Annotated in this window: 27 protein-coding genes; 5 read left to right on the top strand and 22 right to left on the bottom strand. The window is 62.9% G+C overall.

Going from position 1 to position 23,717, the window contains the following annotated elements; all coding sequences use genetic code 11:
• Positions 1 to 36: 36 nt before the first annotated feature.
• From FHS81_RS06355 to FHS81_RS06390, 8 genes are all read right to left on the bottom strand, one after another.
• Entirely contained in the window at positions 37 to 1,347 is a 1,311-nt protein-coding gene (locus FHS81_RS06355; RefSeq protein WP_183751196.1) for a dicarboxylate/amino acid:cation symporter, read from the bottom strand.
• A gap of 170 nt (positions 1,348 to 1,517) precedes the next feature.
• Positions 1,518 to 2,198 carry an anaerobic ribonucleoside-triphosphate reductase activating protein gene (locus tag FHS81_RS06360; protein ID WP_183751197.1) on the bottom strand — a complete coding sequence of 227 codons (681 nt, stop codon included), beginning with the start codon at positions 2,196 to 2,198 and terminating at the stop codon, positions 1,518 to 1,520.
• The gene (gene nrdD / locus FHS81_RS19160; protein WP_183751198.1) at positions 2,155 to 2,358 is read right to left on the bottom strand and encodes an anaerobic ribonucleoside-triphosphate reductase; all 204 of its coding nucleotides are present in this window, start codon (positions 2,356 to 2,358) and stop codon (positions 2,155 to 2,157) included. Before nrdD ends, FHS81_RS06360 begins: the two co-directional genes overlap by 44 nt.
• Before the next feature lie 14 nt (positions 2,359 to 2,372).
• On the bottom strand, positions 2,373 to 4,172 hold the full coding sequence (locus FHS81_RS06370; RefSeq protein ID WP_183751199.1) for a ribonucleoside triphosphate reductase: 1,800 nt from the start codon (positions 4,170 to 4,172) through the stop codon (positions 2,373 to 2,375).
• A gap of 218 nt (positions 4,173 to 4,390) precedes the next feature.
• Positions 4,391 to 5,356 carry a quinone oxidoreductase family protein gene (locus FHS81_RS06375; protein ID WP_183751200.1) on the bottom strand — a complete coding sequence of 322 codons (966 nt, stop codon included), beginning with the start codon at positions 5,354 to 5,356 and terminating at the stop codon, positions 4,391 to 4,393.
• A 47-nt stretch (positions 5,357 to 5,403) separates the two neighbouring features.
• The gene (locus FHS81_RS06380) at positions 5,404 to 6,609 is read right to left on the bottom strand and encodes an MFS transporter (protein ID WP_183751201.1); all 1,206 of its coding nucleotides are present in this window, start codon (positions 6,607 to 6,609) and stop codon (positions 5,404 to 5,406) included.
• Between the two features lie 59 nt (positions 6,610 to 6,668).
• On the bottom strand, positions 6,669 to 7,046 hold the full coding sequence (locus tag FHS81_RS06385; protein ID WP_183751202.1) for a carboxymuconolactone decarboxylase family protein: 378 nt from the start codon (positions 7,044 to 7,046) through the stop codon (positions 6,669 to 6,671).
• Positions 7,043 to 8,026 (bottom strand): aldo/keto reductase, encoded by a 984-nt coding sequence (locus FHS81_RS06390; RefSeq protein ID WP_183751203.1) that lies wholly within the window; start codon positions 8,024 to 8,026, stop codon positions 7,043 to 7,045. Before FHS81_RS06390 ends, FHS81_RS06385 begins: the two co-directional genes overlap by 4 nt.
• Before the next feature lie 299 nt (positions 8,027 to 8,325).
• On the opposite strand from FHS81_RS06390, the gene rarD reads away from it, so the two are divergent.
• A complete protein-coding gene (gene rarD / locus FHS81_RS06395; RefSeq protein WP_183751204.1) occupies positions 8,326 to 9,243 on the top strand; it encodes an EamA family transporter RarD in 918 nt (305 codons plus the stop codon).
• Between the two features lie 73 nt (positions 9,244 to 9,316).
• Here rarD and eno read toward each other — a convergent pair whose 3' ends face one another.
• Positions 9,317 to 10,597 carry a phosphopyruvate hydratase gene (gene eno / locus FHS81_RS06400; protein WP_183751205.1) on the bottom strand — a complete coding sequence of 427 codons (1,281 nt, stop codon included), beginning with the start codon at positions 10,595 to 10,597 and terminating at the stop codon, positions 9,317 to 9,319.
• Positions 10,598 to 10,994: 397 nt separating this feature from the next.
• Between eno and FHS81_RS06405 the strand changes: the two genes are divergently transcribed.
• The gene (locus FHS81_RS06405) at positions 10,995 to 11,657 is read left to right on the top strand and encodes a transglutaminase-like cysteine peptidase (protein WP_343052434.1); all 663 of its coding nucleotides are present in this window, start codon (positions 10,995 to 10,997) and stop codon (positions 11,655 to 11,657) included.
• A 19-nt stretch (positions 11,658 to 11,676) separates the two neighbouring features.
• On the opposite strand, the gene FHS81_RS06410 is transcribed toward FHS81_RS06405, so the two are convergent.
• From FHS81_RS06410 to FHS81_RS06435, 6 genes are all read right to left on the bottom strand, one after another.
• Complete coding sequence (locus tag FHS81_RS06410) at positions 11,677 to 12,084, bottom strand: DUF6691 family protein (protein ID WP_183751206.1); 408 nt, start codon at positions 12,082 to 12,084, stop codon at positions 11,677 to 11,679.
• 2 nt (positions 12,085 to 12,086) lie between these two features.
• Entirely contained in the window at positions 12,087 to 12,512 is a 426-nt protein-coding gene (locus tag FHS81_RS06415; protein WP_183751207.1) for a YeeE/YedE family protein, read from the bottom strand.
• 116 nt (positions 12,513 to 12,628) lie between these two features.
• The gene (locus tag FHS81_RS06420; protein ID WP_183751208.1) at positions 12,629 to 13,549 is read right to left on the bottom strand and encodes a metal ABC transporter permease; all 921 of its coding nucleotides are present in this window, start codon (positions 13,547 to 13,549) and stop codon (positions 12,629 to 12,631) included.
• A 25-nt stretch (positions 13,550 to 13,574) separates the two neighbouring features.
• Entirely contained in the window at positions 13,575 to 14,786 is a 1,212-nt protein-coding gene (locus FHS81_RS06425) for a metal ABC transporter permease (protein ID WP_183751209.1), read from the bottom strand.
• A 7-nt stretch (positions 14,787 to 14,793) separates the two neighbouring features.
• Entirely contained in the window at positions 14,794 to 15,609 is an 816-nt protein-coding gene (locus tag FHS81_RS06430; RefSeq protein ID WP_183751210.1) for a metal ABC transporter ATP-binding protein, read from the bottom strand.
• A gap of 175 nt (positions 15,610 to 15,784) precedes the next feature.
• A complete protein-coding gene (locus FHS81_RS06435; protein ID WP_183751211.1) occupies positions 15,785 to 15,946 on the bottom strand; it encodes a hypothetical protein in 162 nt (53 codons plus the stop codon).
• On the opposite strand from FHS81_RS06435, the gene mepA reads away from it, so the two are divergent.
• Complete coding sequence (gene mepA, locus FHS81_RS06440) at positions 15,945 to 16,922, top strand: penicillin-insensitive murein endopeptidase (RefSeq protein WP_246374786.1); 978 nt, start codon at positions 15,945 to 15,947, stop codon at positions 16,920 to 16,922. The two genes, FHS81_RS06435 and mepA, sit on opposite strands and share 2 nt — an antisense overlap.
• Positions 16,923 to 16,997: 75 nt before the next feature.
• Here mepA and msrA read toward each other — a convergent pair whose 3' ends face one another.
• The 4 genes from msrA to efp form a co-directional block, all read right to left on the bottom strand.
• Entirely contained in the window at positions 16,998 to 17,657 is a 660-nt protein-coding gene (gene msrA / locus FHS81_RS06445) for a peptide-methionine (S)-S-oxide reductase MsrA (RefSeq protein WP_183751212.1), read from the bottom strand.
• A 29-nt stretch (positions 17,658 to 17,686) separates the two neighbouring features.
• Positions 17,687 to 18,142 (bottom strand): hypothetical protein, encoded by a 456-nt coding sequence (locus FHS81_RS06450; protein WP_246374788.1) that lies wholly within the window; start codon positions 18,140 to 18,142, stop codon positions 17,687 to 17,689.
• A 61-nt stretch (positions 18,143 to 18,203) separates the two neighbouring features.
• A complete protein-coding gene (locus FHS81_RS06455) occupies positions 18,204 to 18,632 on the bottom strand; it encodes an organic hydroperoxide resistance protein (RefSeq protein WP_183751213.1) in 429 nt (142 codons plus the stop codon).
• A gap of 151 nt (positions 18,633 to 18,783) precedes the next feature.
• Positions 18,784 to 19,350, bottom strand: coding sequence for an elongation factor P (gene efp / locus FHS81_RS06460; protein WP_183751214.1), 567 nt, complete (start codon positions 19,348 to 19,350; stop codon positions 18,784 to 18,786).
• A gap of 144 nt (positions 19,351 to 19,494) precedes the next feature.
• Here efp and epmA point away from each other — a divergent pair, with 144 nt between their 5' ends.
• Positions 19,495 to 20,571, top strand: coding sequence for an EF-P lysine aminoacylase EpmA (gene epmA / locus FHS81_RS06465; RefSeq protein WP_183751215.1), 1,077 nt, complete (start codon positions 19,495 to 19,497; stop codon positions 20,569 to 20,571).
• Positions 20,568 to 21,689: a lysine-2,3-aminomutase-like protein gene (locus FHS81_RS06470; protein WP_246374790.1), complete on the top strand. Its 1,122-nt coding sequence runs from the start codon at positions 20,568 to 20,570 to the stop codon at positions 21,687 to 21,689. The genes epmA and FHS81_RS06470 overlap by 4 nt, the downstream gene beginning before the upstream one ends.
• A gap of 66 nt (positions 21,690 to 21,755) precedes the next feature.
• Here the strand turns inward: FHS81_RS06470 and arfB are convergent, their stop codons facing one another.
• From arfB to FHS81_RS06485, 3 genes are all read right to left on the bottom strand, one after another.
• Complete coding sequence (arfB, locus tag FHS81_RS06475; RefSeq protein ID WP_183751216.1) at positions 21,756 to 22,178, bottom strand: alternative ribosome rescue aminoacyl-tRNA hydrolase ArfB; 423 nt, start codon at positions 22,176 to 22,178, stop codon at positions 21,756 to 21,758.
• A 296-nt stretch (positions 22,179 to 22,474) separates the two neighbouring features.
• A complete protein-coding gene (locus tag FHS81_RS06480) occupies positions 22,475 to 23,041 on the bottom strand; it encodes an invasion associated locus B family protein (RefSeq protein WP_183751217.1) in 567 nt (188 codons plus the stop codon).
• A gap of 275 nt (positions 23,042 to 23,316) precedes the next feature.
• On the bottom strand, positions 23,317 to 23,568 hold the full coding sequence (locus FHS81_RS06485) for a hypothetical protein (RefSeq protein ID WP_183751218.1): 252 nt from the start codon (positions 23,566 to 23,568) through the stop codon (positions 23,317 to 23,319).
• Positions 23,569 to 23,717 lie beyond the last annotated feature (149 nt).

A 23,717-nucleotide genomic window follows, 5' to 3' on the forward strand; every position in this document is an offset into this window, starting at 1 on the left:
CGCTCGTTTCCTGACGATCATCACTGCTTCCCGATCTCAACCGGCGGTGTCGGCGGCGGGTTGCTTCTCGCCCTTCAGCGCGGCGTGCAGGCGGGTCTGGTCGAGTTCACCCTCCCAGCGCGCCACCACGAGACATGCCACCGTGTTGCCGATGATATTGGTCAACGCCCTGCACTCGGACATGAAACGGTCGACGCCGAGAATCAGGGCCATGCCCGCGATGGGGACCGAGGGCACGACCGAAAGCGTCGCGGCGAGCGTGATGAAGCCTGCCCCGGTGATGCCGGCCGCTCCCTTGGAACTCAGCATCGCCACCAGCAGCAGCATGATCTGGTCGCCAAGCGGCAGATCGATGCCGACCGCCTGCGCAATGAAGAGCACCGCCATGGTCATGTAGATGTTGGTGCCGTCGAGGTTGAAGGAATAGCCGGTCGGGATGACGAGCCCCACGACCGACTTGGTGGCGCCGGCGTCTTCCATCTTCTGCATCAGCGTCGGCAGGGCCGCCTCGGACGAGCTGGTGCCAAGCACGACGAGCAGCTCTTCCTTGATGTAACGCAGCAACGCGAAGATCGAAAAGCCGTTGAGCCGGGCGACGAGGCCAAGCACGACCACCACGAAGAAAGCCGCCGTGAGGTAAAACGTGACCACCAGCATGAACAGGCTGCTGATGGACTGGACGCCGTATTGTCCCACGGTGAACGCCATGCCGCCGAAAGCACCGATGGGCGCGGCGCTCATCAGGATCGAAACGAGCTTGAAGATGGGCGCCGTCACCGCCTGAAGAAATTCGAGCACCGGCCTTCCCCGCTCGCCGGAAGAGGCCAGTGCGATGCCGAACAACACTGCGATGAACAGCACCTGCAGTATATTGCCGTCGGCGAAGGCCCCCATCATGGTGGAGGGAATGATGTTGAGGAGAAAGTCCACCAGCGTACTGTCGTGCGCCTCGTCGGCATAACCGCTCACCGCAGCACCGTCGAGCGTTGCCGGATCGATGTTGAGGCCGGCGCCGGGCTGGACGACATTGCCGACGACGAGGCCGATCGCCAGCGCGAGAGTGGAAAAGAACAGGAAGTAGATCATGGATTTGCCGACCACGCGGCCGACTTTTCCAAGATCGCTCATGCTGCCGATGCCGGTGGAAACCGTGAGGAAAATCACCGGCACGATGATCATCTTCACCAGCTTGATGAAGCCGTCGCCGAACGGCTTCATCGCCGTGCCGACATCCGGCCAGAAATGGCCAAGCGCGATACCGATGATGATCGCCGCTATGACCTGAACATACAGATGACGATAAAAGGGGGACTTGCGTATCGGTTTTGAGGCTTGCGATATCAACATTGGCTCCTCCCTGAGACCATCGCTGTCCCGCTATGCGGGGCTTTTCTGCGTGATCTCATCGCAAGCCGCGTGCCAATGTTATAATTTCAGCAAATACAACATGTTACTGTTACAAAACCGCTGATAACGGCTTTCCATGTCCGAAAAGCCGTCGATCGTCTCCGTGCCTTTTACGGTTTCCCGGACATGCCGCCCGACGCGTAACGCGTGCCGGTGGTGCGGAAGGTTTGCAGCCGGTGCGGCAGGTCGCCCCAGCGGGCGAGATCCGCGCACAAGCGTTCCACCGCGTCCTCCGGCAGCACGTGAGGGTCGACAGTCGTGCGCAATTCGAAATCCACGCCGCTGGCTAGCAGATAATGCAGGCTCTCTCTGGCCCGGTCGCCGCTGCGCGGCACGCCCGTCACCCGCTGGTATTCACCGAAGGCCGCCTTGATATCGAACCCGACCCAGTCCACCAGCGGCAGCAGGGCGGCAAGACGCGCCGGATAAGCACCGCCCGAATGAAGGCCGATGCGATATCCCATGGCGCGAACCTGACGGATTGCCGCCGGGAGCTGCTTTTGCAGCGTGGGCTCGCCGCCGGAAAAAACGACGCCGTCGAGCAAGCCTCGCCGGCTTTCCAGAAACGCAACGACGTCCGCCCACGGGATCTTCGCCTCGCTTCTGGCCGGTAGCAACTCAGGGTTGTGGCAGTAGCTGCAATCCCACGGACACCCCTGGCAGAAAATGGTTGCCGCCAGTTGTCCGGGCCAGTCGCAGAACGACATGGGCTCCAGCCCGCCGACCCGGATGAGGTTTTCGCACGGCTCAGTCGCGCCGGGCGCGTTCCTCTTTGAAGTACACCCGTTCATGGAACTCACCCTTTTTGCCGCGATTGAAGGACGAAACCGGACGGTGATATCCCATCACCCGGGTCCAGACCTCACAGCGCTGGCGCTGGTCATCGGGCAGGGCCACGGTATTCGGCCGGTCGGCTGTTGGCGTTACATCGGCATTCGTGACGTTTTTCATGGTGTTTCCTTTCCTCAGGCGGAAGCGCGCAGCCGCTGTTCCAGAATTTCGGCATCGCACTTGGGACAGAACTCATGCTCACCCTCGATGTAGCCATGCTTCGGGCAGACCGAGAACGTCGGGGTGACGGTGATGTAAGGCAGGCGGAAGTTCTCCAGCGCGCGGCGCACGAGCCGCGCGCACGCATCCGCCGAGGCAAGGCGCGTGCCCATGTAGAGGTGAAGAACGGTGCCGCCCGTATATCTGCACTGCAATGCATCCTGCCGCATCAAGGCCTCGAACGGATCGTCCGTGAAACCGACGGGAAGCTGGCTGGAGTTGGTGTAATAAGGCTCATGCTCCGTGCCGGCTTGCAGAATATCCGGATACCGCTTGCGATCCTCGCGGGCGAAGCGATACGTCGCGCCCTCTGCCGGAGTCGCCTCCAGGTTGTAGAGATGGCCGGTTTCCTCCTGAAAACCGACAATCCTCCGGCGCACGTGATCGAGAAGGCGCAGGGCGAGATCGTAGCCCCGATCGCTGGTGATATCCTCCTCGTCGTCAGTGAAGTTGCGGATCATCTCGTTGATGCCATTGACGCCAAGTGTCGAGAAGTGGTTCCGCAGGGTTCCGAGATACCGCCGTGTGTAGGGAAGCAGGCCGTCATCGATGAGCTGCTGCACGAACCGGCGCTTGATTTCGAGGCTGTCGCGGCCAATGGCCAACAGCGCGTCCAGCGCATCGAAAAGGCCCGCCTCGTTACCTTTGTGGAGATAGCCCAGCCGCGCGCAGTTGATCGTGACGACGCCGAGCGAGCCCGTCTGCTCCGCGCTGCCGAACAGGCCGTTGCCGCGTTTCAGCAACTCGCTCAGATCGAGCTGCAAGCGGCAGCACATGGACCGGACCATGTTCGGCTTCATGTCCGAGTTGATGAAGTTCTGGAAATACGGCAGCCCGTATTTGGCCGTCAGCGCGAACAGACGCTGCGCATTCTCGCTCTCCCACGGAAAATCCGGTGTGATGTTGTAAGTCGGAATGGGAAAGGTGAACACCCGGCCGCTGTTATCGCCCGCGGCCATCACTTCCATGTAGGCGCGGTTGATCATGTCCATTTCGGCCTGCAACTCGCCGTAGGTGAAATCTGCTTCCCGTCCGGCGATCAGGGGCCGTTGCGCGCGCAGATCCTCCGGGCATGTCCAGTCGAAGGTGAGGTTCGTGAACGGTGTCTGCGTGCCCCAACGCGACGGCACGTTGAGGTTGTAAATCAGCTCCTGCATGCACTGATGCACCTCGCTGTAACCGAGACCGTCGATGCGCACATAGGGCGCCATGTATGTGTCGAAGGAGCTGAACGCCTGCGCCCCGGCCCATTCGTTCTGGAGCGTGCCGAGAAAATTGACGATCTGCCCGACGGCACTCGACATATGACGCGGAGGGCCGGCCTCCACCTTGCCGGGCACGCCGTTCAACCCCTCCTGCAGCAACGTGCGCAGCGACCAGCCGGCGCAGTAGCCCGACAGCATGTCGAGATCGTGGATATGCAGCGCGCCGGATCTGTGCGCCTCTCCGACAGCCGGCGGATAGACGTGCGACAGCCAATAGTTGGCCACCATCTTGCCGGACACATTGAGAATCAGGCCGCCGAGCGAATAACCCTGATTGGCGTTGGCGTTGACGCGCCAGTCCGAGCGGTCGAGATATTCGTTGATCGCCGATATGACATCGACCGTGACAGCCTCATCCTTCCCGGAATGCCGCGATGGCGACCCCGCATCGGGGAACCATTCGTTACCCGTCGCGGACGCGAGCGGGTTCGGTGTGCTGGCAGCGTGCATCCGGATGCTCCATCATGGGTGAGCCGCCACCGCAGGTGCTGATACCCCTATATGTGGCGATATTTGATGATAGATGCACTATATATTGATTCTATCGCGAATACTCTGGGACAAAACGACACTCCCGCGCATGGGCTGCATGCGCGGGAGTGTCGCGGGGAGTAACGGGGGGTGGGCCGGAAATACCGACCGGGAGAGGCTCAGCTCATGGAATCAGCTCATGGAATCAGCAGCAGGCTTCCCGTCGTGCGCCCGGCCTCCAGATCGGCCTGCGCCCGCGCGGCATCGCCAAGCGGATACTCGCCACCGATTTCAGCCACGATCCCATTGCGCATGGCCGCGAACAGAGCCGCGGCGGCAGGCCTGTATGTCGCCTCGTCGGCGGCATATGCCATCACGCTGGGCCGGGCCAGCGAACGGGCAGGACCGATCTCCTCCACCGCCAGCGGTGGAATCGGCCCGGCAGCCTGACCGATGCTGGCGACCGTGCCGAAACGGCGCGTGCAGACGAGGCTGCGGACCAGCATGTCGCCGCCGATACCGTCGATGGTGTAGTCCACGCCGATCCCGCCTGTCAGAGCGGCGACTTCGGCGGCAAGATCAGCGTTCCGCCCGACGATGACGTGATCTGCGCCATATGCGCGCGCCACGTCAGCCTTCACCGCTGAACCCGCCGTGCCGATGACGGTCGCACCCAGATGCTTCGCCCACCGCACGAGCATCGACCCCAGCCCACCGGCAGCAGCATGAACCAGCAGCGTCGTCCCCGCCGCCACCGGATAGGTCCGTGTCAGCAACATATGGGCGGTCAACCCTTTGAGCATCGAGGCGGCGGCGGTGCTGAACGCGATGTCATCCGGCAAGCGGATGACCCGCCCGGCCGGCAGCGTGCGGGCCGTCGCATAAGCGCCGAGAGGCGCACCCGCATAGGCCACGCGATCACCGATGGAAAACCCGGTGACGCCATCGCCAAGCGCCTCGACCACTCCTGCCGCCTCGACGCCGGGAACGGCGGGCAGAGACAGCGCATAAAGGCCGGTCCGATGATAAATGTCGATGAAGTTGACGCCAACGGCGGCATGGCGAATGCGCACCATACCCGGTGCAGGCTGTTCGGCCGGCACTTGCACAACCTCCAGGTTATCGACGCCGCCGACGCCGGTCAGACGCACTACAGTATCCATCGCAGTCTCCTGAAATCTGGTTCGCGAGATTTGTTGCGGTGATAACCCTATGCGGCAGCGTGTTCCGATGGCGCTCGCGAGGCTGTGGGAGCTGGCAAAAGGGCAACGGGTATCAGACTCGCAATCAGCACGACCGCCGCAACCGTCATGACCCCGGCAAGACTGGTGAGTGAGATAACAACTGCGCCCAGCAACGCACCCGCACCGATCGCAGCGTTGAAGATGGCGACATAAATCGCCGATGCGGGAAGCGCTGCATCGCCCGCCGCCTGGAGAATCCATGTCTGGAAGCCGACAAATACGGCAGCCACACCAATCCCCCAGCCAACCAGCAGGATACCGATGCCGGCCACGCCTGCATCCGCCCCAAACAATCCGATTCCGCCTAAGGATAGCGCCATCACCGCCAGCGCTCCTGAAACCAGCGGCTTCAGGTAGCGGTCCACGAAAGCGCCCGTCAGCACGTTACCGAGAAGACCAGCGACGCCGAAGGTGAGAAGGAGCGCATACAGCGCGTTCGGCGGCATATGCAGACTTTCGGAAAGCACAGGCTCAATGTAGGTGAATGCGGCGAAATGCGCTGTGATCGCACATGCTGTCGCAGCGTAGATACGCAGGAAAATCGGATTGCGGACAATGGCGGCAAGCGCTTTGCGCCCCACCGGCGCGGCAGCCGGAACGCGCGGCACCGAAAAAGCAATGGCAGCGGCGGTCAGAAAAGACAGGCCGGCAATGCACGCAAACGCCGTTCGCCAGCCGTCGAGATGGCCGATGATTCCCGCCAGAGGAACCCCAAGAACACTGGCTGCGGACACACCTCCGAAAATGATGGAAGTTGCAACGCCGACGTGCCTGGCTGGAACGATCTGCGCGCCAAGCGTTCCAATCATCGCCCAGAAGACGCCATGGGCAACAGCGCCGATAACTCTGGCGCCGAATAGCGCCGGGAAGGTCGTGGTCATCGCGGCGACGGCGCTGGACAGCGCCAGCACCAGCATCAGCGCGACAAGAAGCGGTTTGCGTGGCACCCGTCCCAATGCCATCGCCGAAATCAGAGCGGCAGCGGCAGCGATCCAGGCATAGCCGGTCACGATCAACCCGACCTTCGCTTCCGTTTCGCCAAGATCGCCTCCTATCGACGTCAACAGCCCGATGGGCGCCAACTCCGAGGTGACGATAGCGAACGATCCGATCCCCAGCACGCCGACAGCCAGCCAGCGTCGCCACGAGGCGCGTTCTTCCTGTTCTTGCATTTGGATTGAACCTTGAATTGAGAAAAGTCCGGCAGCCACTCACAAGCAGGCCGGAGATGTCAGACAGCTTGAGCGGCGAAAGCTTTTTTGGCGGCGGAAATGCCATTCATGCAGGCGGGAACACCGGCATAAACCGCTATCTGAAGCAGGATTTCGATGATCTCTTCGCGGGTGACACCCGTATGCAGAGCAGCAAGGATATGGAACTCCAACTGTTCAGGCGCCGTCCCCATTGCCATCAAAGCCGCGACCGTCAGCATCTCTCGCGTGCGAAGATCGATACCCGGACGAGACACAACGTCCGCGAATGAAAAACCGAGAACGATTTCAAGAAAATCATCCGACAGTGCATCCAGATTGGCGGCAACACGCGCTGGCGCGTCGGGATCAAGCTGCTCAAGGACTGCGAGAGCCTTCGCACGGCGATCCAGGGTCATGCGTTGACCCCTTTCATGCCTTCGGCGGTGTAGCGCTCTCCGGCGACGGCCAGTCCGGCGATGGCGTGTTCGAGCGTCGTGCGTTCCTCGTCGCTCAGCCGTATGCCAGCCGCTGCCGCATTCTCTTCAAGATATTTGATGCGCTTGGTGCCGGGTATTGGCACGATGTCGTTGCCCTTGGCCAGCAGCCACGCCAGCGCAACCTGCGCGGGGGTGCAGCCCCTTGCGTCGGCGATGCCGCGCACCACCTCCACCAACGCGCCGTTGGTCGCGGCATTGTCCGGGGAGAAGCGCGGCAGACTGGCGCGGAAGTCGCCATCCTCGAACGATGCCCCGGCCTGAAACCGCCCGGTGAGAAAGCCTCGCCCCAGCGGGGAATAGGCCACGAAGCCGATACCCAGTTCGCGGCAGGCCGGCAGGATCTCGGCTTCCACGTCGCGGGTCCAGAGCGAATACTCGGTCTGCACCGCCGTCACCGGATGCACGGCGTGGGCACGGCGCAATGTTTCGGCGCTCACCTCGCACAGGCCGATATGGGCGATCTTGCCTTCCTGCTTCAGCGCAGCCAATCCCTGCATCGTTTCCTCAATGGGGCGCTCGCGCTCGATGCGGTGAACATAATAAAGGTCGATCCGCTCGACACCCAGCCGCTTGAGCGATCCCTCGCAGGCCCAGCGCATATAATCCGCGCTGTTATCGATGCTGCGCGCATATTCGCCGGGCTTGCGCACGATGCCGAATTTGGTCGCGATCTTCACCCTTGCGCCACTGTCTTTCAGAAAACGGCCGATCAGCTCCTCGTTATGATGCGGACCGTACATGTCGGCGGTATCGAAAAAATCGATGCCCAGATCGACCGCACGCCGCAGCACCGCCATCGATTCCGCATCGTCGCGCGGGCCGTAGAACTCACTCATTCCCATGCAACCGAGTCCGATCGCCGAAACCGGAAAATCGGCGCCAAGCACCCGCTCAGGCATTTGTTCAAGCATCCGTTGCTGCATTGCCATGCTCCTTGCTCATCAAGATCAGGAGGAAGGATGCTTTTCTTTTTAGGGCAAGAAAACCGCCGCAAACCGTAATCCGTTTTCCAAAAACGGAAACTACCGGGGCGAGAGACGGGTGCAACATTGCGAGGGGTTGAAGCGCGGAGCGTTTTCCCCCTCTCCGCCCGCTGTTTCGGCATGGGTGCCCTGACATGGAGGCCGTAGCGCCCATGCAGCGGCGCACGCATACTGCATCAAAGGCTCGGAGGATAACGAGTCAGCGGGAACAAAGAATGAGCAGTCCTTCCATTTCCGCCCGGCCCGCACCCGATGTGCTGCTGGGTTTTTCGTGTGCGCTCTTCACCTATCTGTCGTGGGGGCTGCTGCCGCTCTACATGAAGCAGGTCGCGCATGTGCCGTTCGCGGAGGTCATCGCGCACCGCATTCTGTGGGCGCTTCCTTCCGCTGCGCTGCTGCTGCTGGTGATGGGCGGTATGCCATCGATGCGCCTTGCCCTGCGCAGCCCGCGCATCATCGGCATGGCCACGGTGACGGCGTTGCTGATTTCGTGCAACTGGACTGTCTACACCTGGGCCGTCATCAACAACCGCACGCTCGATACGGCGCTGGGTTATTACATCAACCCGCTGGTCAGCGTGCTGATGGGCGTGGTGCTGCTGCGCGAGCGGATCGCCCGGCCCCTGGTGATCGCCGTGGTGCTGGCTTCCATCGCTGTGGGTATTCTCACCGTACAGGCCGGCGGCCTGCCGTGGGTGTCGCTGGTGCTGCCGGCCTCTTTCGCCACCTACGGCTATTTGCGCAAGACGCTGCCGGTGGAAGCCCTGCCCGGTTTCACGCTGGAGGCACTGATCCTGTCCTTGCCGGCGGTGGCTTACGTGGCCTGGCTCACGGCGAGCGGCAGCAGCCATTTCGGTATCGACGCCACCGATACTTTCTGGCTGATCATGGGCGGGCCGATCACCGCCCTGCCGCTGGTGACATTCGCGATTGCCGCCCGCAACCTGCGACTGAGCACCGTCGGCGTGATGCAGTTCATCGCCCCCACCATCGCCTTCCTGATTGCGGTATTCGTTTTCGGGGAGCCGTTCTCGCTCACGCGCGGCATCGCGTTCGGCTTCATCTGGGCGGGGCTGATCATCTATAGCTGGTCTGGCTTCGTCAACGCTCGCAAGCATCAGACCCGGCGATAAAAAACGCCGCCCGGCTGACGGGCGGCGCTCGGATCGTGGCCTCGTTTTACTGCAACGCGAAGCGGAATGCGCCTTAGCGCAGCTTCAGCGCCGCCTTGCCGGCGTAAAGCGCATAGGGGCCAAGCTCTTCCTCGATACGGATGAGCTGGTTGTACTTGGCGATCCGGTCTGAGCGGCTGAGCGAGCCGGTCTTGATCTGGCCGGCGTTGGTCGCGACGGCGAGATCGGCAATGGTCGCATCCTCGGTCTCGCCCGAACGGTGCGAGATGACGGAGCGATAGCCGTTGCGGTGCGCCAGATCGATGGCGGCAAGCGTCTCGGTGAGCGAGCCGATCTGGTTGACCTTGACCAGAATGGCGTTGGCGACGCCCTTGTCGATGCCTTCCTGAAGGCGCGCGACATTGGTGACGAACAGATCGTCACCGACCAGCTGCACGCGGTCGCCGATGCGTTCGGTAACCTGCTTCCAGCCTTCCCAGTCGTCTTCGGCAAAGCCGTCCTCGATGGTGACGATGGGATAGTTGCCGACCAGCTTCTCCAGATAATCGACCTGCTCGGTCACGGAGCGGGTCTTGCCTTCGCCGGCATAGACGTACTTGCCGTCCTTGTAGAACTCGGTCGCGGCCACGTCGAGGCCCAGCACCACGTCGTCGCCGGGCTTGAAGCCAGCCTGCTCGATCGCCTTGACGATGAAGTCCAGCGCTTCTTCCGCCGACTGCACGTTGGGTGCGAAACCGCCCTCGTCGCCCACGCCGGTATTGTGGCCGGCGGCTTGCAGGCTCTTCTTCAGGGTGTGGAAGATTTCAGCGCCGACGCGCACCGCCTCGCGGATGGAATCCACGCCAACCGGCAGGATCATGAACTCCTGAAAATCGATGGGGTTGTCGGCATGGGCGCCACCGTTGATGATGTTCATCATCGGCACGGGGAGCACGCGCGCGGAGGTGCCGCCGATGTAGCGATACAGCGTCAGCCCGGAAGAATCGGCGGCGGCCTTGGCCACGGCGAGCGAAACACCGAGGATGGCGTTCGCGCCAAGGCGGGCCTTGTTCGGCGTGCCGTCGAGCGCAATCAGCGTCTCGTCGATTTTCACCTGCTCCTCGGCATCGAAACCGCCGATGGCCTCGAAGATCTCGCGGTTGACCGCATCCACAGCGTTCAGCACGCCCTTGCCGCCGTAACGGTCGGCATTGCCGTCACGCAGCTCGACAGCCTCATGGGCGCCGGTGGAGGCGCCGGAGGGCACGGCCGCGCGGCCGACGGACCCGTCCTCAAGCACCACGTCCACTTCCACGGTAGGGTTGCCGCGGCTATCGAGAATTTCACGTGCGATGATATCAACGATGGCAGTCATCAAGGGCTCCTTGCGCCGGCTTCGATGCAGACAGGCAAGGCCGCACCATGCGGCCCGCAATCTCTCAACACAGCGGCTTTTACGACAAAAACCGCGCGCTGAAAACGAACTTGGCGCGCGGAACACCGATACCCGGTTGAAAACGGGCAGCGGCGTCACTGTGCCGCCACGCATTCGGTTGTAAATACGAGTAGCTGTAAACTTTTCATTAACCTTAACGCGGCCAAGACGTCTGTAATTCTCGATAACACACTGAATTACAAAACGAATTGCCGCGAACACCCGAAGTGCGCAATCGGCGTCGTCCGATACGGATTAGTTAACGGAATTTAACCTCTCTTGCCAGCCAGACGCAGATGGTCAAAAGCTAACGGTAAGTTAATGATGAGGTTCAATCGTGAGCAGCGCCCCGTTTTCCGCAGTCGCCATCATGATCGGTTTCGCCGCCTTGCTGCTTGGCACCCTTGATGCCGGTGTAGCGCGGGCACGCCCCAGTGCGATCGTGCTGCCGGTTGCGGCAACGACGCAGGAAGCTTGGCAGAAAGAAACAGGGCTCACCGCCCACCCCATCGGCTGGGAAAACTTCTGCGGCAAGAATCCGGCAACCTGCCGCGAGCGCGATGACCGTCATGGCATCATCGCGCTGGATGCTGCCTCGTGGGCGCTGATCCTCAAGACCAACATCGACGTCAACGCCGCCATCACCCCCATGTCGGACGAAGAACAGTGGGGCGTTGCGGAATCCTGGGATTTCCCGGACAGCGGCTATGGCGATTGTGAGGATTACGTGCTGCTGAAGCGCCGCCTGCTGCACAGGGCCGGCCTGCCGCTGGCCGCGCTGATGATAACCGTGGTGCGGGATCTGGAAGGGGCTGGCCACGCGGTGCTGACGGTGCGCACGGACCGCGGCGATTTCATCCTCGACAACAAGCGCAACCGCGTGCTGCTCTGGAGCGAAACCGGCTACGGCTACATCAAGCGTCAGGCCAATCTCAACCCCATGCGGTGGGTTTCGTTAGGCCCGGCTGCGCCCGGCATGGCCGCAACCGCAGCACGGTGATGTGGCGAGCCGGTCGCTGTCAGCGTCCGACCCGCCGCGCAGCCCACATACCGACCAGCATGGCAGGCACGAAAACATAGGTGCCGGTCGCACCTACGCCCAGCGACGCGAATGCCGGGCCGGGGCAAAACCCGCCCAGCCCCCAGCCGATGCCGAAAAGCGCCGCTCCGAGCACGAGCGGATTGTCGATATCCCGCTTCGTGGGCAGATGAAACGCGGTGTCGAACACCGGCCTTCCGCGCGCCAGCACGAACCGGAAGCCGATAAAGGCCACCAGCACCGCGCCGCCCATGACAAAGGCCAGCGACGGATCCCAGGTGCCGAAGACATCGAGAAAATTGAGCACCTTGGCCGGATTTGCCATGCCGGACACGATCAGGCCGACACCGAAGAGCAGGCCAAGCAGTAGATTGACGATCACCGGCATGGTCAGCCTCCGATCACATGGCGGACGATGTAAACCGTCACGAACGCCGTCAGCATGAAGACCAGGGTCGCCACGATCGAGCGCGGCGACAGGCGCGACAGACCGCACACACCGTGGCCGGATGTGCAGCCCCCGCCGAGCACAGCGCCGAAACCGACCAGCAATCCAGCGACAACCAGCAGCGGATAATTCGATGATACGGCCTGAAGAACCGGCTCTCCAGTCACCGCCTCAACGAGCGCGGGCGACAGGACGAGGCCCAGAATGAAGGCAAGACGCTCCTGAAAGTGCGAATCGGTCGGGGGGAACAGGCGGCTGGCAATACCGCTGATGCCGGCGATGCGCCCTTCCAGCGCCAGCAGCAGCACAGCGGACAGGCCGATGAGAGCGCCACCTATAAATGAGGCAATGGGAGTAAACTCGGTCATGGTCATCCTTTCGCGCCGGCAAGCGTGCGGCAGCGGTCGATCCTAACCATGTTATTGTCGCGCAAATGGATGCCGGATACCAGCCACTGCCCAAAGCTCACCGCTTAAGTTTTGCTTCAGGCCACCTGCCCTGCGCGACGACGCCGGGGGCCAAAGAGACATGCGGCGGCGAAAACCACCCCGGCGACCGTCGCGATCATGCCCGCGGCGCTCAAAGCGTGGCTGAAACCGAACCAGGATGGTGCAAAAGCCGCCAGGCAATAGCCGACGACGGCCGAAATCACCGCGAAGGCAACGCTCCAGAGCAGTTGCGGAAAAAGGCGGTCCGTCATGAGCCGCGCCGCGCCCGCGGGGCAGATGAACATGGCCACGACGATGATCGCGCCCACGGCATCGAACGCCATCACCGCCACCACCGCCACCACGACCGCAAGGGCCAGCCCGACGAGACCCGGACGCGCACCGACGGTGGCTGCGAAACCGGGGTCGAACGTGCCGATGAACAGCTCTTTCCAGAACACGGCGATGAACACGCAAACCGCCAGCAGCGTCAGCGCGAGACGCGGCACCTGCGGCGGCAGTTGCGCAAGGGCTGCGGAATCGAACAGCGAATGCCAGCCCTCGCCGTCGAACCAGACGATGCTCTCCAACGAGCCATAAAGCGCATGCTCGACATCGAGATGCACATGGCCGGTGTTCGTCTGCTCCAGCAGCAGGATGCCGCCCGCGAACATGGCCGTGAACACCACACCCATCGCGGCACCCGGCTCGATACGCCCGACGCGGCGGATAATCTCGATCAGCACCAGCGATCCGACAGCGGCAAGGCCCGCGCCCAGCAGCATCGGCCCGGCCGCGACCGATCCCGTGATGACGAACGCCAGCACGATGCCGGGCAGCACGACATGGCTGACCGCATCGCCCACCAGCGCCTGCCGGCGCAGCACCAGGAAATTCCCCGGCAGCGCGCAGCACACCGCCGTCAGCACACCCACGACGAGCGGCGGCAGGTTGAGCATGACGAAATCGCTATTCATCTGGAAATCTCCGTCCGGCCAGCCATCAATGCACCGCCACGCGCGCTTCGAGATCGCGCACGATATCGGAAGGCAACGCATCGTTGATGGGCGTCAGGCCGTGATAGCCCCCTGCCGCTGCTTCATCCGGAAACAGCCGTCGATAAAGGCTCCACAATGTTTCCTCGCGCTGCGCCGCCTTCGCGGCTGCATGGCCGGCGGGCGTCGGCACGCCATCGGCGCGGATGAAGCCCGCACGGCGCAGCACGCGTAAGGTCATGCGGTCGTAGACGGGTTCGTCGCGCGCCATCGCCAGCAGACCCTGCCGCTCATGCACGCGCGCACGCAGCGCCAGCATCTCCATCTGCCCCGCCAGCAGGCCGCGCAGGGGGGAAAACACAAGCGACACCACAAACACCGCGAACGACACCAGCACGATCAAGGCCCCCGTGGGCAACCCCGGCCCCAGCGATGAAATCACCGCTCCGGCATAGGCGGAAAACGCACCGACCGCCGCCGCGATGAGCGGCAACCTGCCGGGGCGATTGGTCCAGAAGCGGGCGATGACCGGCGGCAGGATAGTGAGAGCAACAATGAGCACCAGCCCCGCCACCTTCAGCCCGATGACCGTCACGATCAGCGCCAGCGCCAGCAAGGCAAGGTCAGTCATGCGCACGCTGATGCCCTGCGTCGCAGCATAGGCCGGATCGAAGCTGACCAGCGTGAACGGCCGGCGCAACACGTACACCGCCACGCCGCACAACGCGGCAGCGACCGCGATCAGTTCCGCCTCCGAACGCAGCATGCCGGCGGTCGAGCCAAGCAGAAAGCCGCCGATGCCCGCCCTACGCCCGGTGTCCATCACCTGAATGACGGTCAGCAGCGTCACGCCAAGGCCGAAAAATACCGACAGCACCGCGCCGATGGCGACATCCTCGGTGAGCCGGGTGCGCCGCGTCACCCACTCCAGCGCCAGCAGGCCAAGCCATGCACTCAACGCCGCGCCCAGCATGAGGCCGGGCATGAACCGCCCGTCGCCAGTGGCCAGCGCCATGACGATGAACGCCAGCGCCAGCCCCGGCAACGTGGCATGGGAGATGGCGTCGCTGACAAGCGAGCGCTTGCGGAGCATCATGAAGGCGCCCACTGCTCCCGCGCTCGCGCCCAGCAGCGCCGCGCCGATGGTGACCAGCGTGGTATTGTAACCGGCGGAGAAAAACAACGCGGCCATCAGCTTCTGATCAAAAAGTGCGTCCATGACTGTCTCACGCACCTGCGCCCTGAACGGCCACCAGCCGTCCGCCATAGGTTTCCTGCAACTTGGCGGGCGTGAACGTCTCCGCCACCGGGCCGGAGGCGATGCGGCGCACGTTCAGCAGCAGCACATGGTCGAAGTAGTCCTGCACCGTGCCAAGATCGTGGTGCACGCAGATGATGGTTTTACCCCGCGCCTGCAAATCCTTGAGCACGGCCACGATGGCGCGCTCCGTCACCGCATCGACGCCGGCGAAAGGCTCGTCGAGAATATAAAGATCCGCATCCTGCGCCAGAGCGCGGGCGATGAATACGCGCTGCTGCTGGCCGCCCGACAACTGGCCGATCTGCCGCGCGGCGAACGCCGCCATGCCCACGCGCTCAAGACAGTCGAGCGCCTTCTGCCGATAGCGGTTGCCGGCCAGCCGCAGCAATCCAAGCCGGCGATAAAAACCCATGCTGACGACATCAATCACCGTTGCGGGAAAATCCCAGTCGATGCTGGCCCGCTGGGGCACGTAGGCAATGCGCGCCATGGCACGCTCCACCGGCGCGCCAAATACACGCACTTCGCCCGCGATGCGTGGCACGATGCCGAGCGCCGCCTTGATGAGCGTGGACTTTCCCGCGCCGTTCGGGCCGACGATGGCAACCATGGCCCCGGCGGGCACGGTAAAATCCACCGATAGCAACGCTGGTTTTCCACCGTAGCTGACCGTGAGGCCGGTAATGGCGAGCGGGCTGTCGACGTCATGCGCGGCGCGCTCCCCTGCCGGGGGCGTCTGGCCAGCGCCGACGACGCGAAGAGGCTTTACGCTATCGAGCATGATGACGTGCATTCCCTTATGGGTCAGGCGCGGCCCCCGAGCGAGACAGACTGTCGCGAAAGGGAGAGACCCGTACGAAAGGCGAAAAATCGTGCGGGAGGTCAGAACGAAGACCACACCTGCCGGATATGAAATGCAATTTAATGCAATTGCGAATTATATGCAATAAGCATCATTAACGGCGCTTGCAGATGATTGGCGAGGCTTGCGGATGGCTGGTACGGCTTGCGGACAACTGGCGAGTCTGGCAGCGTGCGCTGGTGCGGTCATGCGCGCCATGATACGCAAGCCGCATGATACGCACCCAGCATGCCCCGCGTCCGGACAGGATCATCATGCCAGCTTTCTCCATCTTCGCGTTACCCATCTCTGCGTTACCTATGCCCGCATTCCTGCACACGCGCCTTGCCGCCTCGATTCTCGTCGTCGCTTCCGTGCTGGCCTGCGGATCGACGGCCATCGCCCAGGACAACGCCAGCCAGGAAGCCGCCCGCCGGCAGACCGTGCTGAAGTCCCTGCCGCAGGACGCAGCCCGCCGCCTCTTCGGCTTGACGCAAACGCCATCGCAGACCGCACCACAGGTTTATGGCTTTTATTCAAAGGGCTGTGTGGGGGGAGCCGTGGAACTGCCGGCTGATGGCGACAACTGGCAGGTGATGCGCCCATCGCGCAACCGGGCCTTTGGCCATCCGGTGCTGATCGATTTCCTGAAGGATATTGCCGCCAGCGCCCCGCAGGCCGCAGGCTGGCCGGGGCTTCTTGTGGGCGACATCGGTCAGCCACGGGGTGGGCCGATGCTCACGGGCCACGCCTCGCACCAGAACGGCATCGATGCCGACATCTGGCTGACGCCAAGCCCCACGCGCCGCTTCACACAGCAGGAACGCAACAACATTTCCGCCGTCAACGTGGTCGCCAAGGACTGGAACGATATCGACCCCGCCCGCTGGACGCAGGCGCATCACAGGCTTCTGCGGCATGTCGCGTCGCAGCCGCAGGTCGCGCGGTTGTTCGTGAACCCGGCGATCAAGAAGGCTTTATGCCGGGAGGCCACCGGCAACCGGGCATGGCTGTCGAAAGTGCGGCCGACCCCCGGTCATAATTACCACTTCCACATTCGCCTCGCCTGCCCCGGCGGCAACCCGGTCTGCCGCGATCAGGATCCGCCGCCGAAAAACGATGGTTGCGGCCCGGAGCTTGACTGGTGGTTCTCGGAGGAAGCAAGGCGTCCGAAGAAGCCGACACCTCCGCCGCCGCCACTGACGCTCGCAGATCTGCCGGCCCAGTGTGCGCAAGTGCTAGCCGCTCCTTAGGGCACTGGCCGTGCCAAAAAACAGGCCCCCGTCTCGATAAAACGGGGGCCTGGCGGTGTCAGCGGCTGGAATGGTTTACACAACCGAAGCCGGCACAGCGCAGGTGACGCCCGTGCCGCCCAGCCCGCAATAGCCGTTGGGATTTTTCGCCAGATATTGCTGATGATAATCTTCGGCAAAATAAAGCGGCTGCGGGCCGCCGATCTCGGTGGTTACAGCGGGAAAGCCCGCGCGCGCCAGTGCGTTTTCATAATCGGCACGGGAGGCGAGCGCCGCAGTGAGCTGCGCATCGTTCGACACATATATCGCCGAGCGATACTGCGTGCCGATATCGTTGCCCTGCCGGTTGCCCTGCGTCGGATCGTGACTTTCCCAAAATGCCTTGAGAAGACGCCCGAAGCCATCATCAGCCGGATCGTAAGCGACGAGCACGACCTCGGTATGTCCGGTGCGGCCGGAGCAGACTTCCTCATACGTCGGATTAGGCGTGATGCCGCCAGCGTACCCCACTGCCGTAACCCACACGCCGGGCAGTTGCCAGAACAGCCGTTCCGCGCCCCAGAAACAGCCAAGCCCCAGCAGCACGGTTTCGGTGCCTTCGGGATACGGCCCCTTGAGCGGCCTGCCGTTGACGAAATGCGTTTCGGCGGTCGGCAGCGGCGTCTCGCGCCCTGGCAGCGCGGTGTCGCGTGTCGGCAGGGTCAGCTTGGCCGACAGATCCTTGAATAAAGCCATAAGCCACCTCCATCAGCGACGGCATTCTCTCATCTCAGGGTGGAGAAGCCGATCGGTTCAGCCGGTCGCTGGCCGAGCCACAGCAGGATCGCACCCAGCACGAGAGCGGCAGCAAAGGCCGGAGCCTCGAAAACGTTAACCAGCACAGGATCCCATAGGTAAGGGCTGATCGTCTCCACCGCAAGCGGCTCGATGCGCGGATAGAACGACGGCATCAGCCACGCCAGCACCGGCCCCAGTTGCGTGAACGCCAGCCGGTCGTCGGCAATGGCGCGCACGCCATCCACTACGAACGTGACAAACCCGGCGGCAATGAACAGAAAACCGGCAAGACGAAGCAGAAACCGCATGAACCCGTTCCACGATCCGGCACGGCGGATCGCGATACCGCCGGTTGCACCGGCGCAGCAGATCGTTTCAGCGAAACGACGCCCCGCGCCAGCTTTGATGTGAGCTGATGACGCCGCAACATCGGACATACTCATCCGCGCGGCGGCATCCTGAAAATATCAACCTGCGGCGTTGCGGACAAGCCCGCGCCCGCTATCAGACGATGTTGATCGTCACATCGACATTGCCCCGGGTCGCATGGGAATAGGGGCAAATCTTTTCGTGGGCCGTGTCGACGAGTTCGCGTGCTTTTTCGGCATCGACGCCGTCCAGATGCGGTTCGAGCTTCACGGTAATCTGGAAGCCGCCGGCATCACGCGGACCGATGCCGACATGCGCCGTCACCGTTGTATCGGGGCCAAGCTTGACACCAGCCTCGCGCGCGGCGAAACGAATCGCACCCTCGAAGCAGGCGGCATAGCCGGCCGCGAACAGTTGCTCGGGATTGGTGCCGGCACCGCCGGGTCCGCCGAGTTCCTTCGGCACGATCAGATCGGCCTCAAGTACACCATCGGAACTGCGGATATGGCCCTCGCGGCCGCCCTTGGCGGTGGCGGTCGCGGTGTAGAGAACTTTCCCGGTCATCACAAACCTCCCGCGCCATCATCGGATCGCGGAGCACGACCGCATGAGACGCGGGGGAACTATGACCCAGCCAGCCGTCACAACCAAGCCGGAACGTAGCCGCAGTGAGAACGACAACGGGGAATCACCGATGGTCATTCCCCGGCGATCATCAATCCTTGGCGCGCTCGACGTAGCTTCCGTCTTCCGTCTGCACGACGATGCGGGTGCCTGTGGAGATGTGCGGCGGCACCATGACGCGCACGCCGTTGGACACGATCGCAGGCTTGTAGGAGGACGAAGCCGTCTGGCCCTTCACGGTCGGCTCGGTCTCGGTCACTTCCAGCACCACGCGGGCAGGCAGTTCGATGGCCACGGCGTTGCCCTCGTAGATCGAGAGCTTCACGACCATGCCTTCCTGCAGATACACGGCCTGATCGCCGACCACATCAGCGGTAACCGTGAGCTGCTCGAAGCTTTCCGGGTTCATGAACACGTAGGCTTCGCCGTCCTGGTAGAGGTAGGAGTAATCAATATCCTCGACGAACGCGCGTTCCACCTGCTCGGTGGTCTTGTAGCGATGCGACACCTTCACGCCGTCGGAGATGCGGCGCATGTCGATCTGCGTCGTCGGCGTACCCTTGCCCGGGAAGAAGCTTTCGGCGGAGAGAACGACGCACAGGTGGCCATCGACCTCAAGGATATTGCCTTTACGAACGGAACTCGCGATAACCTTCACGTGTCGAACCTCTGATTGTCATCTGTCTGAAAAAGGCGCGCCCACCGAAGCCGGTGGATTTGCGGCAGTTGCGCGCCACCTTACTCATCCCGGCGACAATTGCCAGATACCCGAGACCAGATTTTAATGGCCGAACCCGATTCAATGACCGAATCCGGCAATTTTTTCGCTCCGGAAATCTTCACGCCCGCAAACCATGCCGCCCGCCGCCCCCGCCTCATGGTGCGACAGCGCATTATGGCCGCGCTGCGCGCGTTCTTCGAGAACGAGGGCTTCATCGAGGTCGAGACACCTGCCCTGCAGCGCTCACCCGGCAACGAAGCACACCTGCACGCCTTCCTGACGCATTTTATCGAGGGCGATGCGGAGCGTCCTCTTTATCTGCACACGTCGCCCGAATTCGCCTGCAAGAAGCTGGTCGCGGCCGGCGAATCGCGCATCGTCAATTTCGCGCGCGTCTACCGCAACCGCGAGCGCAGCCCCCTGCATCATCCCGAGTTCACGCTGGTCGAATGGTATCGCGCCCACGCCCCCTATGAAGCGCTGATGGACGATTGCACCGCGATGCTGCGTCTTGCCGCCAGAACGGCGAACGCCGCCGAGCTGCGTTTTCGCGGCATTATCGCCGATCCCTTCGCGGAGCCCGAGCGCATCAGCGTGGCGGACGCCTTCACCCATTTCACCGGCATCGATTTGCTCGCCACCATTCCGGACGATCCCGCCGCGCCGCCGGATCGCGATGCGCTGGCGCAGGCCGCCGCTGACATCGGGGTGCGCATCGTTGCGGACGATACGTGGTCGGACGTGTTCAGCCACATCCTGAACCAGCGTATCGAGCCGCATCTGGGCCATGGCCGTGCGACGTTTCTGGATGCCTACCCTGCCCATGAAGCCGCTCTTGCCCGCCGCCAAAGCGCGGATCCGCGCCTCTCCGAGCGTTTCGAACTTTTCGTCTGCGGCGTCGAGCTGGCCAACGGTTTCGGCGAACTGACCGACGCGGTGGAGCAGCGCCGCCGCTTCATGCTGGAAATGGACGAGAAGCAGCGCGTCTACGGCGAGCGCTATCCCCTCGATGAGGCCCTGCTGGCGCTGCTGCCGGCCATGCCGCCGACCAGCGGGATCGCACTCGGCCTCGATCGGCTGGTCATGCTCGCCACCGATGCCGCGCGCATCGAAGACGTGTTGTGGGCGCCCGTTTCCATTCCGGAAGACCGGCCATGACGCATACCGTGGTTCCGATGCCGGTGGAGGAACTGCCCTTCCGCGAGGGCAAGCCCCGGCCCGCCCCCCTGAATGCGCACACCCTGCGCCACGCGGATGAACTGGCGGACGCCGGACTTGTCGCCCCGCAGCAGCAGGCGGACATCGAGCGCGTCGCCGCCCGTTATGCCGTCGCCATCACGCCGACGATCGCCGGGATGATCGACGGCGACAACCCCGACGATCCGCTGGCCCGCCAGTTCGTGCCCGATGCGCGGGAACTCGTGCAGACGCCGCAGGAGCGGGATGATCCCATCGGCGACCACGCGCATTCGCCCGTCGAGGGCATCGTGCACCGATACCCGGATCGCGTGCTGCTCAAGCCGGTGCACGTCTGCCCGGTCTATTGCCGTTTCTGTTTCCGCCGCGAGATGGTCGGCCCCGGCAAGGAAAGCGCGCTCGGAGCCGAAGCACTCGATGCCGCCATTGCCTATATCGCCTCGCGCCCGGAAATCTGGGAGGTCGTTCTGACCGGCGGCGACCCATTGATCATGGCCCCGCGCCGTATCGCGCACCTGATGAGCCGGCTGGCAACCGTGGACCACGTCAAGGTAGTGCGCTGGCATACGCGCGTGCCGGTCGTCGCGCCGGAGCGCATCACCCCGGCGCTGGTGGAGGCGCTGCGTGTGCCGGGCAAGGCCGTCTACGTGGTGCTACATGCGAATCACGCCAGCGAATTCGGACCGGAAGCCCGCGAAGCGTGCGCGCGCCTCGTCGACAATGGCATCGTCATGTTGAGCCAGTCGGTGCTGCTGCGCGGGATCAACGACGACGCGGAAACGCTCGGCGCGCTGATGCGCATCTTTGTGGAGAATCGCATCAAGCCCTATTACCTGCACCATGGCGACCTTGCGCCCGGAACAAGCCATTTTCGCACCTCGATTGCCGGGGGACAGGCGTTGATGCGCGCGTTGCGCGGCCATTACTCCGGCCTGTGCCAACCCACTTACGTCCTGGATATCCCCGGCGGCCACGGCAAGGCCGCCATCGGTCCATGCGAGGCCGTTGCGCAAGAAGATACTGACGATTGGCGCGTTCGCGATTTTCGCGGCAACACCCATCGCTATCCGCCGGCGTGAGCCAATCGGCAAAACAGCAGACAGCAACACCGCCAGACCAGCGCAGCGCGAGGCTTCACCCGAATCTTAATCCACCGGCGGACGATTGCCGCGCATAGCCTTGATGCCCGACCGGCGCGACTTTTCCTCAAGCCGCCGCCGCGTTGATGCCTTCGTGGGCTTGGTGGGACGACGTATAGCTGGCCGTTTCGCCGCCTCGCGAATCAAATCAACCAGACGTTGCAGAGCATCGGCCCGGTTACGCTCCTGCGTGCGGAAATTCCGTGCAGTGATGACGATCACGCCGTCGCGCGTCAGCCGCTGACCAGCCAATGCCATCAGGCGCTCGCGCACGTCTTCGGGCAGGTTGGGCGAGTTGCGCGCGTCGAAGCGAATCTGCACGGCAGTAGCGACCTTGTTGACGTTCTGCCCGCCGGGGCCGGTTGCCTGAATGAAGCTTTCTGCAACCTCGTCTTCGTCAATCGCGATGAAATGGGTAATGGAGATCATGGTCGCATCCGGTCACCGGCGCGCACCCCATTGCTTTCCGGCTTTTGTATGAAACTCCGGTAAGCGACAGATTATGATTGAAGTGGCTTCAGACAAAATGGCATCTGCCTCGCCTGAAGTTCCTCCATGCTGAATGCCGACGCGCGATCCGGCACCCACGGGCTTTACGATGCGCCTTATATCAGCACGCGAGGCCGCCACGCCAGCGCAATGACCAAACCATGCACGTCACCAGAACCGATCAGGCGGTCAAGGCTGACCGTCTGATCGGTTTCGTCTGATCGGGAGCAGACCGTTCAGCTTCCGGCCACGCGCTTCAGCGCCGCCGCGGAACCGTCGAGCGGGAACTTGAACTCGGCTGTGCGGCCATCGATGAGCGTGATCGTAGCGGTTGCCTCGGCACCGGCGGTCACTTCTTTGACGAACGGCGCATCAGCGGGCAGCGTCGCATCGCACTGGTTCGGCGAGCAGGCTGTGTATGCGAGCTTGCGGGCGGCTGCGCTGCCGACCTTGAGGCTCACGCCCGGCGCAAGCTGGACGCCGGTCGGCGTCTGGATGACGGAAGTCAGCTTGTTCGCCTGATCCTTACCCACGACCCAGACCAGAACGATGTTGCCGCTGTCTTTGTCGGCCACGCGCAACATAGCCGCGCAATCGTTCTTCTTGTCCTCAAGGTCGCGGCAGGTCACGGTCCACGCGTTGTAAACCGTGGTCTCGACGCGCTGGGGTGTGGTCGGTGCCGCGGCATTCTGGTCCTGCGCAGCCGCGTATCCACCCCCGATTCCGGCGGGAAGCAACAACCCGCCTGCAAATGCCACAACAGCCGCCGCACCGGCGGTCAATGTCTTTACCAAATCGTTCATCGCCCAGCCTCTTGATGGTCACATTCTGCCGTTCGCGCCATCATATGCAGCAATTCTGAATAATACGTCGCGAATCGCGACATATCTATCATGCTTTGCACTGTATGCGATAAAAAAGAGAGCGCCGCCAAAGACGACACTCCCGCAATCGACAATAGATATATTGCCCGGCAAAATAGTTTTAACAATTCTGAAAAGAATCGTGAAACAACCGGCAAGCAATCGCAACGCGCGACTTTGCGTCAGCTTGGCCCAAACTCGGCCCAAACCCAGCCTCAGCGTGTCGGAACCTTCAGACCCGTCGACTCGCCAGAAAGATAAGGCCGCTCGAAGCGACGCCGATCATTCTGATCGAATGGCTGACCCTTGGCCGAATCGGCCACATAGTTAGGCACCCGGCCACCGCCGGAAGGCGGCGCGGCATGAAGGAAGCTGTCATCCTGCCCGCGGGACTGCCCGGCAGGTCCCGCGGCGAAAACGGGGAATGCCGTCAGGGAGACGGCCATGATGATCACTGCACGAACCATTTCTACATTCCTTACCTGGAATTTCCGGATAACAGGGCCCTGCCCTCTCCGCGAACATGACGCTGCATCATACACGTTGCACCATGAGAGGCGATACCGTGTTTTCGTGTCCCGTCAACAACAATGCCTCCACACGCAAAGACTTGACG

It is taken from the genome of Pseudochelatococcus contaminans (genome assembly GCF_014195635.1).
GTDB lineage: Bacteria > Pseudomonadota > Alphaproteobacteria > Rhizobiales > Beijerinckiaceae > Pseudochelatococcus > Pseudochelatococcus contaminans.

Bases quoted from the DNA above. Each gene is read 5' to 3' on its own strand.
- FHS81_RS06355 (WP_183751196.1), bottom strand. From the start codon at position 1,347: ATGTTGATATCGCAAGCCTCAAAACCGATACGCAAGTCCCCCTTTTAT.
- FHS81_RS06360 (WP_183751197.1), bottom strand. From the start codon at position 2,198: ATGAACGGGTGTACTTCAAAGAGGAACGCGCCCGGCGCGACTGAGCCG.
- nrdD (WP_183751198.1), bottom strand. From the start codon at position 2,358: ATGAAAAACGTCACGAATGCCGATGTAACGCCAACAGCCGACCGGCCG.
- FHS81_RS06370 (WP_183751199.1), bottom strand. From the start codon at position 4,172: ATGCACGCTGCCAGCACACCGAACCCGCTCGCGTCCGCGACGGGTAAC.
- FHS81_RS06375 (WP_183751200.1), bottom strand. From the start codon at position 5,356: ATGGATACTGTAGTGCGTCTGACCGGCGTCGGCGGCGTCGATAACCTG.
- FHS81_RS06380 (WP_183751201.1), bottom strand. From the start codon at position 6,609: ATGCAAGAACAGGAAGAACGCGCCTCGTGGCGACGCTGGCTGGCTGTC.
- FHS81_RS06385 (WP_183751202.1), bottom strand. From the start codon at position 7,046: ATGACCCTGGATCGCCGTGCGAAGGCTCTCGCAGTCCTTGAGCAGCTT.
- FHS81_RS06390 (WP_183751203.1), bottom strand. From the start codon at position 8,026: ATGCCTGAGCGGGTGCTTGGCGCCGATTTTCCGGTTTCGGCGATCGGA.
- rarD (WP_183751204.1), top strand. From the start codon at position 8,326: ATGAGCAGTCCTTCCATTTCCGCCCGGCCCGCACCCGATGTGCTGCTG.
- eno (WP_183751205.1), bottom strand. From the start codon at position 10,597: ATGACTGCCATCGTTGATATCATCGCACGTGAAATTCTCGATAGCCGC.
- FHS81_RS06410 (WP_183751206.1), bottom strand. From the start codon at position 12,084: ATGCCGGTGATCGTCAATCTACTGCTTGGCCTGCTCTTCGGTGTCGGC.
- FHS81_RS06415 (WP_183751207.1), bottom strand. From the start codon at position 12,512: ATGACCGAGTTTACTCCCATTGCCTCATTTATAGGTGGCGCTCTCATC.
- FHS81_RS06420 (WP_183751208.1), bottom strand. From the start codon at position 13,549: ATGAATAGCGATTTCGTCATGCTCAACCTGCCGCCGCTCGTCGTGGGT.
- FHS81_RS06425 (WP_183751209.1), bottom strand. From the start codon at position 14,786: ATGGACGCACTTTTTGATCAGAAGCTGATGGCCGCGTTGTTTTTCTCC.
- FHS81_RS06430 (WP_183751210.1), bottom strand. From the start codon at position 15,609: ATGCTCGATAGCGTAAAGCCTCTTCGCGTCGTCGGCGCTGGCCAGACG.
- mepA (WP_246374786.1), top strand. From the start codon at position 15,945: ATGCCAGCTTTCTCCATCTTCGCGTTACCCATCTCTGCGTTACCTATG.
- FHS81_RS06435 (WP_183751211.1), bottom strand. From the start codon at position 15,946: ATGATGATCCTGTCCGGACGCGGGGCATGCTGGGTGCGTATCATGCGG.
- msrA (WP_183751212.1), bottom strand. From the start codon at position 17,657: ATGGCTTTATTCAAGGATCTGTCGGCCAAGCTGACCCTGCCGACACGC.
- FHS81_RS06450 (WP_246374788.1), bottom strand. From the start codon at position 18,142: ATGAGTATGTCCGATGTTGCGGCGTCATCAGCTCACATCAAAGCTGGC.
- FHS81_RS06455 (WP_183751213.1), bottom strand. From the start codon at position 18,632: ATGACCGGGAAAGTTCTCTACACCGCGACCGCCACCGCCAAGGGCGGC.
- epmA (WP_183751215.1), top strand. From the start codon at position 19,495: ATGACCGAATCCGGCAATTTTTTCGCTCCGGAAATCTTCACGCCCGCA.
- FHS81_RS06470 (WP_246374790.1), top strand. From the start codon at position 20,568: ATGACGCATACCGTGGTTCCGATGCCGGTGGAGGAACTGCCCTTCCGC.
- arfB (WP_183751216.1), bottom strand. From the start codon at position 22,178: ATGATCTCCATTACCCATTTCATCGCGATTGACGAAGACGAGGTTGCA.
- FHS81_RS06480 (WP_183751217.1), bottom strand. From the start codon at position 23,041: ATGAACGATTTGGTAAAGACATTGACCGCCGGTGCGGCGGCTGTTGTG.
- FHS81_RS06485 (WP_183751218.1), bottom strand. From the start codon at position 23,568: ATGGTTCGTGCAGTGATCATCATGGCCGTCTCCCTGACGGCATTCCCC.